The organism is Vibrio agarilyticus (assembly GCF_012641465.1).
GTDB classification, from domain to species: domain Bacteria; phylum Pseudomonadota; class Gammaproteobacteria; order Enterobacterales; family Vibrionaceae; genus Vibrio; species Vibrio agarilyticus.
Map to the genome: position 1 here is coordinate 135,799 of NZ_JABAIK010000003.1, position 14,911 is coordinate 150,709.

The 14,911-nt window shown below is 46.0% G+C and carries 13 protein-coding genes; 6 read left to right on the forward strand and 7 right to left on the reverse strand.

Annotated elements, in window-relative coordinates; genetic code table 11:
* Positions 1–30: 30 nt before the first annotated feature.
* Positions 31–708 (reverse strand): DUF1275 family protein, encoded by a 678-nt coding sequence (locus tag HGP28_RS04245; RefSeq protein ID WP_168835209.1) that lies wholly within the window; start codon positions 706–708, stop codon positions 31–33.
* Between the two features lie 45 nt (positions 709–753).
* Positions 754–1,131: a GFA family protein gene (locus HGP28_RS04250; protein WP_168835210.1), complete on the reverse strand. Its 378-nt coding sequence runs from the start codon at positions 1,129–1,131 to the stop codon at positions 754–756.
* Between the two features lie 103 nt (positions 1,132–1,234).
* Here HGP28_RS04250 and HGP28_RS04255 point away from each other — a divergent pair, with 103 nt between their 5' ends.
* Both HGP28_RS04255 and HGP28_RS04260 read left to right on the forward strand, forming a co-directional pair.
* Positions 1,235–1,855, forward strand: a complete 621-nt coding sequence (locus HGP28_RS04255) for a hypothetical protein (protein WP_168835211.1) — start codon at positions 1,235–1,237, stop codon at positions 1,853–1,855.
* A 218-nt stretch (positions 1,856–2,073) separates the two neighbouring features.
* Positions 2,074–3,336, forward strand: a complete 1,263-nt coding sequence (locus HGP28_RS04260) for a peptidoglycan DD-metalloendopeptidase family protein (RefSeq protein WP_168835318.1) — start codon at positions 2,074–2,076, stop codon at positions 3,334–3,336.
* A gap of 27 nt (positions 3,337–3,363) precedes the next feature.
* On the opposite strand, the gene HGP28_RS04265 is transcribed toward HGP28_RS04260, so the two are convergent.
* A complete protein-coding gene (locus HGP28_RS04265; protein ID WP_211091882.1) occupies positions 3,364–4,947 on the reverse strand; it encodes a putative bifunctional diguanylate cyclase/phosphodiesterase in 1,584 nt (527 codons plus the stop codon).
* 492 nt (positions 4,948–5,439) lie between these two features.
* On the opposite strand from HGP28_RS04265, the gene HGP28_RS04270 reads away from it, so the two are divergent.
* On the forward strand, positions 5,440–5,790 hold the full coding sequence (locus tag HGP28_RS04270; protein WP_168835213.1) for a hypothetical protein: 351 nt from the start codon (positions 5,440–5,442) through the stop codon (positions 5,788–5,790).
* 98 nt (positions 5,791–5,888) lie between these two features.
* Here the strand turns inward: HGP28_RS04270 and HGP28_RS04275 are convergent, their stop codons facing one another.
* Positions 5,889–6,491 carry a glutaredoxin domain-containing protein gene (locus HGP28_RS04275; RefSeq protein ID WP_168835214.1) on the reverse strand — a complete coding sequence of 201 codons (603 nt, stop codon included), beginning with the start codon at positions 6,489–6,491 and terminating at the stop codon, positions 5,889–5,891.
* 160 nt (positions 6,492–6,651) lie between these two features.
* On the reverse strand, positions 6,652–7,635 hold the full coding sequence (locus HGP28_RS04280; RefSeq protein WP_168835215.1) for a porin: 984 nt from the start codon (positions 7,633–7,635) through the stop codon (positions 6,652–6,654).
* A 663-nt stretch (positions 7,636–8,298) separates the two neighbouring features.
* Between HGP28_RS04280 and HGP28_RS04285 the strand changes: the two genes are divergently transcribed.
* Positions 8,299–9,324: a porin gene (locus tag HGP28_RS04285; RefSeq protein ID WP_168835319.1), complete on the forward strand. Its 1,026-nt coding sequence runs from the start codon at positions 8,299–8,301 to the stop codon at positions 9,322–9,324.
* 88 nt (positions 9,325–9,412) lie between these two features.
* Here HGP28_RS04285 and HGP28_RS04290 read toward each other — a convergent pair whose 3' ends face one another.
* On the reverse strand, positions 9,413–10,756 hold the full coding sequence (locus HGP28_RS04290; RefSeq protein ID WP_168835320.1) for an ABC1 kinase family protein: 1,344 nt from the start codon (positions 10,754–10,756) through the stop codon (positions 9,413–9,415).
* A 301-nt stretch (positions 10,757–11,057) separates the two neighbouring features.
* Here HGP28_RS04290 and HGP28_RS04295 point away from each other — a divergent pair, with 301 nt between their 5' ends.
* Positions 11,058–11,672, forward strand: coding sequence for a LysE family translocator (locus HGP28_RS04295; protein ID WP_168835216.1), 615 nt, complete (start codon positions 11,058–11,060; stop codon positions 11,670–11,672).
* A 68-nt stretch (positions 11,673–11,740) separates the two neighbouring features.
* Here HGP28_RS04295 and HGP28_RS04300 read toward each other — a convergent pair whose 3' ends face one another.
* Positions 11,741–13,063, reverse strand: a complete 1,323-nt coding sequence (locus HGP28_RS04300) for an MATE family efflux transporter (RefSeq protein ID WP_168835217.1) — start codon at positions 13,061–13,063, stop codon at positions 11,741–11,743.
* A 189-nt stretch (positions 13,064–13,252) separates the two neighbouring features.
* On the opposite strand from HGP28_RS04300, the gene HGP28_RS04305 reads away from it, so the two are divergent.
* Positions 13,253–14,884: a methyl-accepting chemotaxis protein gene (locus HGP28_RS04305; protein WP_168835218.1), complete on the forward strand. Its 1,632-nt coding sequence runs from the start codon at positions 13,253–13,255 to the stop codon at positions 14,882–14,884.
* Positions 14,885–14,911 lie beyond the last annotated feature (27 nt).

Sequence of the window (14,911 nt, forward strand, 5' to 3'; positions counted from 1 at the left end):
GGTCATCACCACGTCATAGAATGAATGAGATTATCGCATTGTTTTGGATATAGGTTGAGTTATGGCAAGGTAGAGCCAATAGGCGATTGCCATGGTAAAAGCTAATATTGCAGGCAACACTAAGGCATTGGCTTGATAGCGTTCGTAGCAAATTGCACCAAGGGTGCCGCCGAATAGAAACCCAACAAGAATGCAAACAAACAGTTTCGCTTTGCGTTTATCAAAGCCATAACCGCGTAGAGTTTGGCCAATCATGAGTCCAAGATCGGTGATGACGCCAGTCATATGGGTGGTGCGTACTACCGCGCCAGAGAAAGTGGTGATCATCGCATTTTGTAGCCCGCACGCAGCAGAGGCAAGGTATTGGCCCGTTAACATGTCGCGATTGATAAAGTACATTGCGCTTAAGAGCAACCCACCTTCGATACACAATGCAACACCGTAGCGTCTGCCAAGCTTCAATGCGGTCCCTTCCATAAAAAAGCCGCTGAATACTGACCCAAGTAAAAAGCTGGCGATCACTAAAAACAGGTGAAATGACGTGGAGAGATCATCAAACAGGTGACTGCCCATGAGCGTGACGGTACCTGAAAGATGGGAGATAGCTTGATGCTGAAACCCGAGTAAACCAATGGCATTCACACTACCCGCAAGTAGTGCCAATAATAGCGCGCCGAATTCGACCCAGCGAGGAAGTTTAGAAATCACGACAGGTTGCCAGTGTTTGCAGAAAATAACCCGAGGATTATATACCTATATTGGTTTTACTTGAAGTTGCGTCACGGGAGATTGCTTTTGCAGAGGCTGCGTCAGAAGGCCACTAGGAATCATTAGTAGATGAGGGAACAGAGAGCTGCGGCAGGTCAGACTGACGCCACAATGTGGACAAAACTGATAAGCGACTTGTTCGCCTTCATCTAACAAGCGAGTAAAACTGACGGTAACGCCCCGTAGGATCACATAACGGGCAGGGTAAATCAGGCCAATACCGCGCTGGCGTCCATGCTCAAATTCAAACTGTGACCATAGCATGAAACTATTGGAAAGTGATGGTGTGACAGCGTCACCATAACAGAGCAATTGCGCCTGTTGGCAACGGCAAGTCAACTGACGTGAAAGCAATCTCATCATATGGTTACCTATCTAAGACTTCACAAATCCCATGCTTGCAGTTGTTTTAGTATAAGAAAAGGCGCTATGGTTTGCAGACTCAAGTTTTAGAGAGTGCGAGATTATGCAAAAAGGAATTTCTTCATTAACATTGATGCTTTCGATCCCCATCGTTTTGCTCGTTCTCGTGGCCGTTGCTGCCGTTTATCGGTTTTCGCTGGGTGATGACGCCATTTTGGCAAAAGTGACGCCAACAAGTAATGATGAAATTATAGAGAAAGTACTCAAGCTTGATGTTCCTAATCCCTGGACTGTGACTGTGCCTAAAACTCATGCATTTGCCTTGCTTGATCACTATGATGACCAAGTTCAACAAGTGAGAGGGCGCTATGATGGCGGTAGTTGGCGCGGAGAGGTGATTGTCGATACGGCTCAGTTACTCGCGTGGCCCAACCAAGAGGGTTGGTTTGTTGCACCCTTGCTTATCACTCAGGATGGGGGTGACCAATTTAAGTATCTCGCGCTCTTTGGTTACGATCCTACGCCAAAACGGGTCATATTAGCCGACGCGTTATCGCTACCACCACCACCACTGTACGATGTGACTGGTATGAGGTTTGACGGAGAACTATTGCAGGTGTTGTTGAGCAATGTCACAAAGGTGAGTACAACCTCTCCCGCGAAGGTCAAATGGTCGGTTATAAAAGCAGCTAAAACGTTAAGATTGAGTCAAGATCACCAATAAAGGCTCCAAATACGGTAACATGGTGATAATTTCGCAAGATTAGAGTATACCCAAGGATTATAAGCGAAGGGTACGTTACAGTATGTCGCTTGTCGCGCGTAACATTGAGTGTTGCGTTAGCTGGTTTTTACCATGGGTATGGTGGATTTTTTCGGGCAAGGCAGCCCAATGATAGTTAGTTTTGAGAACAACGCGTGAACACCGCTAAAAAACGCCCTATGCTGGGGCGAAAAATATCGATTTTTCTGTTAGTCACGGTGGCCATTTGTTTGGTCACTATGCTTGCCATAGGTGAGACAAAAGCGCTGACCAAACGGATACCTTTAAAAGTGGCCGCAACGATGCCTGTAGCAAATGCGGAACCCTCGTTTGACTTACCCACAGAGCCAACACCTCACTTTCAGTATGAAATTCAAATTGGCGACAGTTTAAGTCAGATATTTGAGCGTTTAGGGATCGGTTACAGTGACATGATGGGTGTCATGGAAACAGACATGAATTACCTTGCGTTAGATACATTACAACCGGGTGATTTATTACGTTTTTGGATTGACCCAGCCAATCGAACTCTACAAATGATGGAATTGGAGTTTACGCTTGCAGACCGCGTGCGATACACGCGGAATAGTGATAACGCTTTTGATTTTGCCGATGTTTCAATAGAAGGTGATTGGGTCCAAGAGGCACTTTTTGCTGATATCTATGGCAGCTTTTCTCAGTCGGCAAATCGCACGGGTTTGAGCAGCTATGAAATTGAACAAGTGCAGTCACTTTTGAAAGAAAAAGTCAATTTTGCTCGAGATCTTCGCGCGGGAGACCGCTTTGAAGTGGTTCGATTGAGACAGTTTATTGATGGGCAGGCGACGGGCAAGCGTAAGCTAGAAGCGATAAAAATTTATAACGGAAAACGTCTGTTATCGGCTTACCTACATACCGATGGCCAGTATTACGATGCGCTAGGCAACAGTTTACAGCGCGCATTTCAGCGCTATCCGGTGGATTCGCGTTGGCGTTTGAGTTCTCATTTTAATCCAAGGCGATTGCACCCGGTGACAAAACGCGTGGCTCCGCATAACGGCACTGATTTTGCGACACCGATTGGGACTCCGGTGATGTCGACAGGCGACGGCACTGTGATTAGAACAACGAATCACCCTTATGCTGGCAAATATGTGGTGATTGAGCACAGCAGTAAATACAAAACTCGTTACCTCCACTTGGATCAAATTAAAGTGCGCCGAGGCCAAAAAGTGGCGCGAGGTGAAGTGATTGGTCTTTCAGGCAAAACGGGGCGGGTGACCGGAGCGCATTTACATTATGAGCTGATTGCTAATGGTCGCCCTGTTGACGCAATGAAAGCGAATATTCCAATGGCGTCTTCGGTACCTAAAAATGAACTCAAAAGTTTCATCGCCAAGCGAGATACGTTAGATGCGCTGTTTGGCGATAAAGAGACTAGCCTTGCGATGGTAAGTGATTGAAGCACACATCCCTTACGATGATATACCCTAAGAAGGACGAATCGTCGTTTGGGCTTGGCGTTCGGCGTTATTTTTGCGTATTAAGGCTATCATCTCATCTGCTACCAGAGGTTTTGAGAAGTAATACCCTTGAATGTGCTGGCACCCCATACTGCGAAGTTTCGCCAGCGCGTTGACGTTCTCAACACCTTCGGCAACCAAATTTAAGCGTAGTTGGTGCGCCAGTTGCGCAATAAATGAAATGACGCGTTCAGCTGTCTCGCTGGTTAACATATTACGCACGAATGTCGCATCAATTTTAATAATATCAATGGGATAGCTATGAATGTAGTTTAAGCTTGAATAGCCTGTCCCAAAGTCATCTAATGCCACTCGAAACCCAAGATAACGCAATGCATCTAAAATATGCTCGCCTCGGTCATTGTGATTAAGTAAGACACTTTCGGTAAGTTCAATGACAAAATCTCTTGGCCTGTGATGATAGCGGATCATCATCGCAGTTAGGTGCTCGATGTAGCGAGACGCATCGGTTAGCTCAATCGCCGAACAATTAATGCTAAGGCATATAGTGTAGCCAAGCTGGTTTTCAAGGGTTTGCTTGGCGAGACACGCTAACTCAATAATGCGTTTTCCAAGAGCGATAATGAGCCCCGATTGTTCCGCTACGGTGATAAACTCAAACGGAGATAGCGCTCCCATTTCACTGTGTGACCAACGCGCTAACACCTCGAAGTATTGCCACTGAGGGTTATCGAGCGCGACGATAGGCTGGATCACCACATAAATATCGCTTTCGTCAATCGGCCGTTCCAGCTCATAGCGAAGGGCTTCAGTCAGTATGATTTGGCGTTCATGCTCGGCTCGCAGTGTTTCATCAAATCGGTAGAATTGCTGTTTTTGTGACTGTTTGCATGCCTTGAGTGCAAGAGTCGCATTTTGCATTAATTCATCTTTGCTATGACTAAAGGTTTGATACGAGGCGATGCCAATACTGACAGTAAAAGCGATTTGCCGAACTGGGTTGCTATAGCCAAGATTAAATAGGTTAATCAGGTTATTGGCAACGATGGTTGCTTCGTCATTGAAGATGATAAACGCAAATTCGTCGGCCCCAATACGAAAGGCTCGACTGGTGGCTGGCAGGTGCTCTTTTAGTGTTTTTGCCGTATAGCGAATCACTTTGTCGCCCCACATATGACCATGCGCGGCATTAATTTGTTTAAAATCGTCGATATCGAGTAGGCAGAGTGAAAACGCGCGGTGTTGATTAACGAGCGCTTCAAGAGTGGCAGACAGATTGGCTCGATTATGTAGGTTAGTGAGAGGGTCATGGGTGGCATCGTGTTTAAATTGTTGCGTGAGCGCTCTAAATTGATGACTAAGACGCGCAGTCTGGCACTCGCGTTCAATTAAGCGGGCGCATAGGTGGTGGTATTCAATCAGAGTACTGGAGTGGGTAATCGGCTCAAATATGGAGATTAATACCCCGTCGGGTTGTTGGTGGGCATCATGCAAAGTGATGGCCAAACATCGCAATGTTTTTGTCGGTGCGCACTGAAATACAATGGGCGTGATAGCCGATAAAGTCATGGTGTCTTTGCTTGCCGTCATAAGCTCAATCAGGCGCGAGCTCAGTTCATCTAATAAAGCTTGGTTAATTGCTTGGACATCATCGAAAGGCGGGTTAGAGGTCTTTTCGCTCTCAGAGCGAGAAGGTATGTGATCTTTGCCGCTAGCTAGAGCATGAGTTAGAAGGCGTGTTCTATTTGCTTTTATATTGAATACTGCGCAAATTTGAAGCTGAAATTGCGCGCGTAATTCACTGACGATAGACTCAAGGATTGTTGAATGGTTCGATCTGAGAAGCTGATTGAGCCGCATGATCGCAACCGAATGTGTGTTGACTTGATGCTGCATACCTGTCGTTCTCGCCCTATTTACATGCTGCCGACATAAGATAACTATTGTTCATATGCAACATGTTTACAAGTTTGAACGAGCGTCATCTCGACCTATTGTTTACCACTATGGGTATAAAACAGCGCTTTCGAAGGTACGTGCATAAGTATACAATGCGCGGTCATATGACACTGGAGACTTAAAATGGATCAGAAAGAATTTGAACTTTTGGTCGTTGAATTATGTAAATTGCCTTCTTTAGCAGAGGGTTTAGCGTGGCTAAAAGCGAGTGAAGACACCGACATTGCAGAAGCTGCCAATGCACTTACAGGGCAGTTTGCCCTTGCTGAAGTGGAAGGAGAGCGCCGAATTTACCACGTATTTAACGAAGAAAATGAAGCTGGTGAACTCACAGAGTATGTTGAGCATGTGATGAATGAAGGTGATCACTTGGTGAAATTTGCGGCATGGTTCTTCTCAACTTATTTCGATATGAAACCGAAAGAGGTGTATCAAGCAGCAGGGAAAACGTACCAGCAACCTAAGCGCGGCTGAGTCGACGCCATAGGCTATGTTGCGAAGCTCGGGCGTTAGATACGCCTTTTGACGCCCGAACTTGACAGGTTTTTGTGACTTTTTTAGAAAAATAGACGCTATTTCAAATTAACAACGTTGTTTGTAGCGGTTTCTGGCAAATGAGTTTCAAGCCACTTCTCTAGTGCATCTGCGCCGCCAATATAGCTCCCTTCTAACCAAATTTGCGGTACGGTCACTGGTGTTTTTAAGCCAATGTGGGCTTTGACCTCGGGGATCATGCGATACAGTGCGGAACTCTCTTTCACTACATCATGGTATTGGTAGCTTATACCGACTTTGTCTAGCAGTGATTTTGCTCGCACGCAGTGGGGGCAACCTGCTTTACCAAACACGATATTTCCTTTTAGGTTATCTTGCTTGGTCCATTGTTCGATGATTTTTTGCACTAATACGCCTCGATTGAGTGCCTCCCCCTGACTGACGATTTTATCGCCCACTTTTACTATCGGAGCATGCCAAGCACCATGCTTGAGTGGTTCCCACCAGTGTGATAGCCAGTCTTTAATTTCAACCTCTACTGGAATACCTGCCAGTTCGTTTACAAGAACGTCCTTGATGATGTCTTTGGTCAGCGTGCATTCACCACAAGGAATGTTGACTTTAAATGGTCCCCAGCTGCCTGCCCAACGGTAGAGCGTGAGTTTAATGGGTTGCGTCATCCTTTTATCCTCATTTTATTTTTATAACTAATAAGAACTTGGAAGGGGATATTTTATTTCATGGTAAAGAGAAAAAGTCAGCCGAATGGCTGACTTTTGATGATAACGATATTTAAATCAAAGCGGATTTATCGCTAATAAACTTTGGTGTTAAATTACCTTAGAAATCGTAGCGAATACCTGCTTGGAATTGATCGTGGTGATCCATACCACCTAGTGAATCAAATACGAACGCTGCGTAAGTGCGAAGGTTCTTGTCGAACTTGTACACCGCTTCAATCGTGGTTTCATTCACTTCAGTTTCATTATCGCCTTTTACATCTTCACGATAGTTGTAAACAAGCACGAGGTCGAGTTGTGGCAATACTTGGTATTGGCCCGCTAGCTCGAAACCAGTAAGGGTTTCACCTTCTTGTTTACCTGTAACAAACAGACCGCCAAGGGTGAACTGTTCGTAAATCCATTGACCACCAAGGGTCACTTGGTACTCACTGTACTTAGGATCTTTTTGTTTCACATAACCAAGGCCAAGGTCAAGGTTGTATTCATCAAGGGTGTAGAGACCAGCAATGCCGTAGCTGTTGCGGTCAGTTGCGCGAGCGGCAACCATGTTGGCTTGAACCACAACAGGGCCAAAATCGCCACCATAAACGAAGTTGCCGTCAAGTTTATCTTTTGCGCCCTCAACAATGTCGGCAGAGCTACCGCCGAAAGATTCTAATACGTCAGTAAAGTCAGTCACCATGACTTGCGCTGAATCTTGCTTACCGTAAGAGATGAAGTTGTCATCAAAATTAAGTCCAGCAAAGAAGTAACGATTATCGATTTTGTTATCGTATTTATCGGTAGCCGCATCATATGAACGCTTAAACTCTGATTCGTACTTACCAAAACCAAATAGGTTTGACGCAATTTGAGTCGAACCTTCGACTTTAACACGAGCTCGGCTCTTGTCTTCAAATTTGGTTGTCGCTTTTTCTGTCGCAGTGGCGTCCGTTTCATTGTTATCTGAGATATTGAAACGACCTTCGGCGCGACCACCGACTTTTAGCACTGTGCCGTTGTCATCGTAGACGGTTGCGGCATACGCTGGGGCCATAGTGAGTGATGTTAGAATTGCTGCTGCTAAAACTGCTTTTTTCATTTCTTGTACCCTAATTGTTGTAATAACGGGCTTACATGCCCAATGGTTTGTTGACTCAAACTTAATTTCTGAGTGTTAAGAAATTATTTCTAAGCTATGACGTTTCTATTGCACCTGCAACTTGATGAGTGGCGGTTGTGACATTTGCCACGCCAATATATGCAATATGATTGGTGTTGCATATTAGATCGTGCTCGCCCTCAACTTTGCGACGGGGTTCAAACTTTTATTAATAGAATGGACTATTGCTCATTAGGAATGCGACACGGTTAAAAGACGAGTCGAGGGTCAAATAGTGTAGTGATGTTAAGTGATTGTTGTGTTTTGTTTTGGCTGTTGTGTAGCTTGTTGTGAGAAAAATGCCCACAAAAAATGTACGTAATGCGACTGAATGCGCATTTTATGTGATCTAAATGCGAGTGATTTAACGATTGCGAGAGGATGTGTTGCAAAAATTTCAGGATTTTAACTTTGTATAAGTTTTTGTTTTTAAATGATTTTTATTTATTTTTTTGTCAATTTATATTATTTTATGATAGGAATCAATAAGTTATCGAATAGAGTCGAGGAGCACTTGTTAATTGAAGGTAATCTCGCCAAATGGGTGAAATAACCTTCGTTAGGAACTTAACAGTCGATTCGTTCAGAAATGGAATAAATAAAATGAAAAAAAATATTTTAGCTATCGCGGTCGCAGCATTTGCATCGCAAGCAGTAGCAGTTGAACTATACAATGCGCAAGGTACAACTTTCTCTCTAGGCGGTCACGTTTCAGTAGCTCTACAAGACTCTGAAAAAGGCGATTTGGATGTTGGCGCGGTTTCTCCACGTATCAACTTCAATGCAACCAATGATCTAGGCAACGGCTTCACTGCTGATGCAAAAGGTGAGTGGTCACTTAACCTTCTTGAAGGTGGTGAAGAGTCATTCACAACTCGTTTAGGTTACATTGGTCTTACTCACGCTGAGTTTGGTCGCGCAGTTGTGGGTACTCAATGGGCACCTTACTACGATGCAGCTGGCGTAACGGATATGCCAATCGCGTTTGCTAACGACTCTATTTACCTTTCAGCACAAGCGTTAGGTACTTGGCGAGCAGAAAAAATGATCAGCTACCGTAACGGTTTTGATTTCGGTAACGCTGGTGCATTGAACGTAGGTTTTGGATGGCAAGGCGCTTCAGAACATACTTTTGGCTCAGGTGCAACAGAACTAACAAAAAAATTCGATGATCGTGTACAACTTGCACTTAATTACTCAATTGCAGACTTTGGTCTTAACTATGCGATCAGCACTGGTGATGTAGCTGCTAAAACAGCTGAAGCACACGTGTTCTCTGCGGCCTATGGTTCATATGGCAGCGGCCTATATCTAGCCGCAATGTTTGAGATCGGTGAAAATGCATACTACTTGGATACTGATGACAAGAGTGCTACACCAGAAGAAGTTTTTGAAGATACTCATGCTGTGGAATTACTTGCTGCGTATTCTCTGGCAAACGGCGTTAACTTAAGTGTTAACTATGAAAAAGTATCAGATGAAAAGGGCAACTCTGATCTCCTAGAAACGTCTGCACTGCAAGCTGAATACAGCTTCACGTCTCAGTTCCAAGGTTTTGCTGGTTACCAGTTTGACCTAGCTGATGATGGTGATAATCAGTGGAAACTGGGTATGCGTTACTACCTATAATTTAGGTTAGTGACTAAAAAGCCGGCATTGCCGGCTTTTTTGCTATTTAGGCTACGGATTAATTTCTTTTAACAAACGAAGTTGAAGGTTAGATACTGCGATTGGTATAGGGTTCAACTAACTGGGCGACATTCACTTTGGCGCCTAATCGTGATGCCAGCAGATACATTCCGCCGATTTTGCGATGGAGAAAAATCGCATCAGCGGGTGGTGTATGCCAGTAATTTTGTTGAAAACTGAGGATCTGACCCGCTTCGCGCAGCCTTGTCGGCAAATCACTAGTGGCAAAATCATAACCTGATGCTGCGCCCATCGGCTCGAACGCCATTTTAATCAGCGAGATGACCGCGTCTCTCTGAGTTGGCAGTATATCGTGGCTAAAAAAACCTATCATCTCTAGAGCGTCGTTGAGCGCGTGATCATCTTGGCGCTGCACCGCAGCAAAAGCGCGGCAGTAGCCTTCACTGAATCTTTCACTGTACTGACGGGTTGCGCCGAAATCGAGCAAGACAATGCGTTCACTCTCCCGCTGGTAACGGTAATTAGCAAAGTTAGGGTCCGTTTGCACCATGTGCAGAGTAAACAGCTCTTGAAAGAGCAGTGACAGAAGCTGGGTCATGACGGTATTACGCTGCGCTTGCGGTGCGTTAATTAAGGATTCTATCGGCTCTCCATCGAGATAATGCATTGTGAGCACCGATTGAGTGGAACAATCGTCAATGATCTTGGGCACAATGAATTCTGGCTGATCTTTGAGTGCTGAAAAATACGCTTTGGCAAAGTCGGCCTCTCGAGTGTAGTCTGCCTCGTCGTGCAGCTGCAGTTTGGCCTCATTAAGAAGCCCCTGATAATCGGCGCTGTCAGGGATGAGGCCAATGATACGTAACATTGTCGCGACGTTATCGACGTCACTATCAATACTTTGGCGCACGCCTGGGTATTGTACTTTAACTGCAAGTGGTGTGCCGTCGTCGCCGTAAGCAAAGTGAACTTGCCCAATTGAGGCGCTAGCGATGGGTTTAAAGTTAAACGCAGTAAAGTGCTGCTGCCATTCGCGTCCCAGATTGGCTTCTAGCACTTGAGCGAGTTGTCGCGTTGGCATTGGGTCAGCATCCGAGCGTAATCTTGCCAAAATATCGGCAAGCTCAGGCGCGAGGAAATCGCCACTGTCCATCGAGATCATTTGCCCCAATTTCATTGCGGCTCCGCGTAAATGTGCCAATTGATTTGCAACGCGCTCGATATTGCTTGGCGTTAGGAGTAGCTGCTTAACCTGAGCCCGCTCACCTTTTACCCATTGCTTTGCCCCATGCGTCACAACATTTCCCGCGATTTGAGTAGCAAGTGTGGCAAATTGCCCAAGTCGGCTTAGACGATGGCTGGGTAGTTTGCGCGCTTGACGCTCATTGGTTGAGTCATCGTTGTAACGCATTGAAGTAGAATTTGGTTTACTTGAATTTTCAAAATGGTCTGACATGGGTTTTCCCAGCGTTTGTTTTAACCGACTTGAGGTTACTTGGGTATATTTACGCAGTAGAACATAAATTGTTCAATTTGGTATAAGCCTCATTCGCATGACGTTGTTTCACATTGCATGTCCGTGCTGAAAACACTATCCGAGAATAAATATTCAGGTGTAGAATACGACGTTTGCATTTTGCGTTGTTCCCAGTGGGTAATGTCTTGATTTTAGGGACTGTGTGTCGGTTTGTGTTCAGTCAGTAGGAGGCGGTATGACGTTCACAATTTGGTTATCTCTGTTTGTTGTTTGTCTTCTTGGAGCAATGTCTCCAGGACCTAGTTTAGCGATTGTGGCAAAACACGCCCTCGCTGGCGGCCGTGTTCACGGTTTGGTGACTAGCTGGGCGCACGCCATTGGCATTGGCATTTATGCGTTCATCACATTGATCGGCCTGGCTGTTGTGCTGCAAAGCTCACCTTTGGTATTTAAAGGGATCAGCTATGCGGGCGCGCTCTATCTCGCTTATCTTGGCATCAATGCATTGCGCTCAAAAGGCGGCGTTGCAGCAAAGCTTGAAGCAGGTAAGCAGAGCCATTGGTGGCAAGCGGCGAGAGACGGCTTTTTGATCTCGATTTTAAGCCCGAAAATTACCCTGTTTTTTATCGCGCTGTTCAGCCAGTTCGTTTATTTGGGCGAAAGTATGACAGGTCGCGCTGTGATTGTTCTGACGCCGATGATCGTTGATGGTTTGTGGTATAGCTTGATTACATGCGTTTTATCCAGTTCGCGTTTTATCGATAAGATAAAAGCAAAAGCGGCGCTTATCGATAAACTGTCAGGATGCGTCCTTTTAGCCCTTGCCGCTCGCGTGCTTGTGACGGTTTAATCGATTTTTAGATTAATCGCGTGGTTTGATGAGGCGCAACACATTGGTTTTGCGCCTCATGCTCCATATTATTCGCGCGAACGTTTCAGCGCGTTAATCGTCTGGCGATACATCGACCAAGCGTACAACCCAGCAAGCATATTGCCGATACTGGCGCCTATCAGCAGCCCTTCCACATCTCCCAGTTTGGCACCAATCCATAGGCACGGCAGGAAAAAGGCAAAAAGACGCAAGGCTGAAATTAGCAGCGCTCGATAAGGTTTTCCAAGTGCGTTACAGACCGAGACCATCATCATGCAGATCCCAACAGGGCCTAAGCTGATTGGCACTATAGTGAGATGCCAATGGAGAATTTTTCGTACGGAATCTTCTGCGGCCATGATGTCGGTTAATGGGCCGGCGAGCGCAAAAGTAAGCAGCGCGATGATTAGCTGAAATCCAAAAACGAACTTCGCCGCGAGAGTGACGGTTGCGTCGATGTCATCAAATTGCTTGCCTCCCAAGCTGCGTCCCACCATGGGCGGCAACGACATGGTCAGCGCCAGCACCACCACAATAGCAAAAAACTCATACCGCGAGCCGACCGCCCAAGCTGCAACTGCCGCGGTACCAAATCCGGCCAACATTTTTGTGGCGAGCATCGATGAAATGGGTGGTAATAATTGACTGGTCATCGCTGGGCCCATGATGTTCAGCAGCGAACGTACGCTGTTTGAAAGGTCAATATCTCGCCAGTCAAAACTCATCCAGTCATATTTGAGAGTCTTGGGCGCAATGATAATTAGGCCTATCGCAAATGCGGTGCTGGTTGCAAGCGCCGCTCCATTAATACCAAGTCCAAAGGTGAAAATAAACAAAGGGTCAAGAGCCAGATTAATTAAACTGGTGATCACCATTAAAGCGCCAGGCAATTTAGTGTTGCCGTTTGCGCGGCATACACTGTAGAAAAAATAAAGCGTTGCGCCAATCCAAGAGCTGACGAGCCACAGTGGCCAGTAATGGTTGATGACCGGCATGACAGTGTCGGGCGCACTTAATAACGCCAAAATGGGGTAACGAAGCAGCCAAAGCAACAATCCTATCAATGCAACTCCCACCATACCGACGATGAGAACCAATCCACCAAGCTGTTTCGCGTAGACAAATTGCTCTGCCCCCAGCGCGCGCGAAATAATGGCGGTGGTGGCGATGCCTAATCCAACTTGAATGCCAATAATGATCATTTGAATTGGCAGAGTGAAGCCTTGTGTGGCGAGAGGTAACACGCCAAGCTGCCCGATAAAAGCACTGTCGACCAATTGAAAACTCATCAGTGACAAGACGCCGAACATCATTGGCCACGTCATGGTAAATAACTGCCGTGCTAGAGACACTGATTGGGATTTGGGCATAATATCTTTCTGAAATAATGAATAAATCAATTGTACCTAATCTGACTGTGATTGCCATGAATTGCAAAGATGAGCCTAATAAATTCAATTAGTGTCATAACGTTCCACCGCCTTTTTCTGGCGAGAGATAGGGGGGCTGCTACGCTAAATAAGACAGGATGTAAATTTACAACAGGCTAGGGACATTCTATGACTACTTCACTTCAATCCACCTCGATTGCCATGCGCGCGTGGCTCTTGTTGGTGATCTTTGCCGTTGGCCTTATGGCCAGCACGATGTTAGACGTTTTGAAAACTCGAGATCAGATGCGGGATAACTATATCGGCGGGATGCAGATGCTGGTCGAGAGCGCTGAGAGCGTTATGGCGCATTACTATGATAAATACCAGCGTGGTGAAATCAGTGAAACCGTAGCGCAGGAACAAGCGCTGCAGGCCATGCGGGCGATTGAATTTGATAATGGTAATTATGTTTTTGTGATTGATCGGCAAGGTTTGTATCTCAGCGGTCTACCTCATCTTATTGGTCAAGACATCTTTGATATGCAAGATTCGCGCGGAGAATTTTTTGTGCAAAAATTGATCCGTACCGCTATGGCTGGGGGAGGGAGCGTTGATTACGACTTGGTCAACAAAACCACGGGTGAGCCAGTGCCTAAAACCAGTTTCGTTCAGGAGTTCACGCCATGGCAGTGGTTAATTGGTGGTGGGGTGAATATGGAGGCACTTCAAGATGATATTCATAATTCAGAATTGGCCTCACTGACCAACGCGAGTGTTGTTTTACTGGTGCTTGGAGTGTGTATTAGCTTTTTCATTCGAACCATCACCGGTCCCATCGCCAAAACTGTAGGTGCGATGAAAAATTTAGCCAGAGGCGAAGGTGATTTGACGCAGCGGCTGGATGAGGGTGGGTGTAAGGAGTTGAGTGAGCTTGCACGTCACTTTAATCACTTTGTTGGAGCGATTCAGCGAATTATGCTGAGTATCAGCGACGTGGGAAGTCAGGTCTCTTCGGCAACCGCGCAAATGGGGCGCTCGGTTAACAATATTGATTCAAGCTTGAATCAGCAGCAGCAAGATGTGGAACAATTGGCAACGGCAATGACGGAGATGCTGGCTACGGTAGAGGAGGTGGCTGGACGCACAGTGGATGCCAATAGTGCCAGCCAAATGGCCGCGGATGAGACCCAAAATAGTCACCGTATTGTCAGCGACAATATGAATGAGGCGCATCAGCTTGCGCAAGATATTACACAGGCCAGCTTGGCTGTGGAGCAGTTAGCGCGGGATAGTCGAAATGTTGATACAGTGCTTGAGGTGATTCGAGGGGTTGCTGATCAAACTAATTTACTGGCACTCAACGCGGCGATTGAAGCGGCGCGAGCGGGTGATGCAGGACGAGGGTTTGCCGTCGTGGCAGATGAAGTCAGAACCTTATCTCAACGAACGCAAGAATCGACTCACGAAATTCAAACTATCATTGAAAAACTGCAAGTTGGTGCGGAAAACGTTGTTGGGGTGATGAATCAAGGCTCGACGCGAGCGGAGTCCGCGTCTGCGCTTTCCAATCAAGCAGTGCAAGCGCTTGACAAAATCAGTAGTGAAATGCAAACGATTGAAACCATGAGTCACCATATTGCAACGGCTGCAGAAGAGCAGACCGTGACCGTGAATGACATCAATCGTAATGTCGTGAGTATGAAAGACATGTCTATCGATGTGGCTCAAGAATCAAAACAGTTAGCGAATGCCAGCCAAGAATTGGATCAGGTGTGTAATGAGTTAATGTCGATGATTCAAAGATTTAAAGTGGGCTAGGTCAATTTGAACCATAAAAAAACCGCC

What these genes read in the sequence shown, in the direction of transcription:
- HGP28_RS04250 (WP_168835210.1), bottom strand. Translation starts at nt 1,131, where the DNA reads ATGATGAGATTGCTTTCACGTCAGTTGACTTGCCGTTGCCAACAGGCG.
- HGP28_RS04255 (WP_168835211.1), top strand. Translation starts at nt 1,235, where the DNA reads ATGCAAAAAGGAATTTCTTCATTAACATTGATGCTTTCGATCCCCATC.
- HGP28_RS04260 (WP_168835318.1), top strand. Translation starts at nt 2,074, where the DNA reads ATGCTGGGGCGAAAAATATCGATTTTTCTGTTAGTCACGGTGGCCATT.
- HGP28_RS04265 (WP_211091882.1), bottom strand. Translation starts at nt 4,947, where the DNA reads ATGACGGCAAGCAAAGACACCATGACTTTATCGGCTATCACGCCCATT.
- HGP28_RS04270 (WP_168835213.1), top strand. Translation starts at nt 5,440, where the DNA reads ATGGATCAGAAAGAATTTGAACTTTTGGTCGTTGAATTATGTAAATTG.
- HGP28_RS04275 (WP_168835214.1), bottom strand. Translation starts at nt 6,491, where the DNA reads ATGACGCAACCCATTAAACTCACGCTCTACCGTTGGGCAGGCAGCTGG.
- HGP28_RS04280 (WP_168835215.1), bottom strand. Translation starts at nt 7,635, where the DNA reads ATGAAAAAAGCAGTTTTAGCAGCAGCAATTCTAACATCACTCACTATG.
- HGP28_RS04285 (WP_168835319.1), top strand. Translation starts at nt 8,299, where the DNA reads ATGAAAAAAAATATTTTAGCTATCGCGGTCGCAGCATTTGCATCGCAA.
- HGP28_RS04290 (WP_168835320.1), bottom strand. Translation starts at nt 10,756, where the DNA reads ATGCGTTACAACGATGACTCAACCAATGAGCGTCAAGCGCGCAAACTA.
- HGP28_RS04295 (WP_168835216.1), top strand. Translation starts at nt 11,058, where the DNA reads ATGACGTTCACAATTTGGTTATCTCTGTTTGTTGTTTGTCTTCTTGGA.
- HGP28_RS04300 (WP_168835217.1), bottom strand. Translation starts at nt 13,063, where the DNA reads ATGCCCAAATCCCAATCAGTGTCTCTAGCACGGCAGTTATTTACCATG.
- HGP28_RS04305 (WP_168835218.1), top strand. Translation starts at nt 13,253, where the DNA reads ATGACTACTTCACTTCAATCCACCTCGATTGCCATGCGCGCGTGGCTC.